At 71.0% G+C, this 1,618-nt stretch carries 1 protein-coding gene and 1 pseudogene; one reads left to right on the forward strand and one right to left on the reverse strand.

Features of this window, described 5'->3' with window-relative positions; translation table 11 throughout:
• Positions 1-1,200: M50 family metallopeptidase (locus tag I5I_RS11835; RefSeq protein WP_036319732.1), on the reverse strand; the 1,200-nt coding region annotated here is incomplete at its 3' end.
• Between the two features lie 99 nt (positions 1,201-1,299).
• Between I5I_RS11835 and I5I_RS11840 the strand changes: the two are divergent.
• Positions 1,300-1,618 (forward strand): annotated as a pseudogene (locus tag I5I_RS11840) (hypothetical protein); the annotation flags it as partial.

Raw genomic sequence — 1,618 nt, forward strand, 5'->3', positions numbered from 1 at the left:
ATTCGAGCTCGGTCCCGGGGATCCTCTAGAGTCGGCCCAGGCACGCTTCACGCCCTCCCAGAGGGCGATCACCACGTGGCCACCGTCCAGCGGCAGCAGCGGAATGAGGTTGAAGACGAACAGTGCCAGGTTGAGCGAGCCCAACAGCCCGAGAATGGTGGCGACGCGGTTGAGCACCGGCGCATCGGTGGCCGCGGCCTCGCCGGCGAGCCGGCCGACGCCGACCACCGACAGCGGCCCGTTCGGATCGCGCGGAGCCCCGGTGATCATGTCGGACGCTGTCTGGTAGACCCGCGCCGGCAGTTGCCACATGATCCCGACGACCTGACCGGCCTGTTGCACCGCGGCGGCGGGACCTGCCCACAGCGGCTGGTGCACGTAGTCCGTCGTCGCAGTCATTCCGACGAAGCCGACGTCGGCGGTGACGGTGGTGCCGTCAGGCCCCGCGATCTGACGCTGGGCGAGCATCGGGGTGACCTGGAGGGTCTGCTCGACACCGTCGCGGCGAACGACGACAGCGATGGCACGGTTGGGCGAGGCCTGGATGATCGCCGACGCCTCCTCGAACGTCGACACCGATGTGCTGTCCACGGAGACGATCACGTCACCGGGCTGGATGCCGGCGGCCGCCGCGGGTGAGACGGGATCGTCCGCCGCGCACGCGGTCTGGGTCGATCCTGCGGGCAGCACGCACTGGTTGACAGCCGCGATGGTGGTCGTCGCGGTCTGCACACCGATGCCGCTGAAGACGATCGCGAAGAGGAGCATCGCCAGCAGAAGGTTCATCACGGGCCCGCCGAGCATGATGACGATCCGCCGCCACACCGGGAGTCCGTAGAAGGTGCCGGCGCGGTCCTCACCGTCGAGGGTCTCCTCGTTGGCGGCCCGCGCGTCCTGCACCATCGACGCGAAGAAGCCGGCGCGCCGCTGCGACGATGCCGCGGCCGCGACCGTCTGCGGGACCGGCGGATACATACCCGCCATGGAGATGTAGCCACCGAGCGGCAGCGCCTTCACGCCGTACTCGGTCTCGCCGATCCGACGTGACCACAGCGTGGGCCCGAGACCCACCATGTAGCGACCGACTCGCACGCCGAAGAGCTTGGCGGGCACGAGATGCCCGACCTCGTGGAGAGCGATGGATGCCGCGAGCCCCACGACCAGCAGCACGACGCCGACGATGAAGGCGATGAGGGTCACGAGCCAAGAGGGTACCGGTCGCCGCTTTGAGTTCGCTCAGCGCTCGAGTGCGCTCCGTCCCCGCGGCGCGCACGTCCCCGGCCCCGATAGGCTCGTCAGGTGCCCCAGCGATCGATGAGCCGCCGCGTGCGCGCTCTGCGCGGCACGAGCGCCGCCGCGATCGCCACCACGATCGCTTCGACCGGGCACACCTTCGGCGGCGCGGACGCGCCCCCGCTGTGGCTGATCGTCGCTGTCACGATCCTCGCGTCGCCGGTGGCCGTCGCGCTGGTCGGCCGGCGACGCAGTCTGCCGAGGACGGCCGCGGCCATCGCGGCGGCTCAGATCGCGCTGCACACGGTGTTCGCCGAGGTCGGCCCCGCGTCGCTGCCCGCGGCCGGCACCGGGCACGTGCACTGCGCGCTCACGGTCGGGCCGA

It is taken from the genome of Microbacterium sp. B24 (assembly GCF_000333415.1).
In the GTDB taxonomy this organism is placed as follows: Bacteria; Actinomycetota; Actinomycetes; order Actinomycetales; family Microbacteriaceae; genus Microbacterium.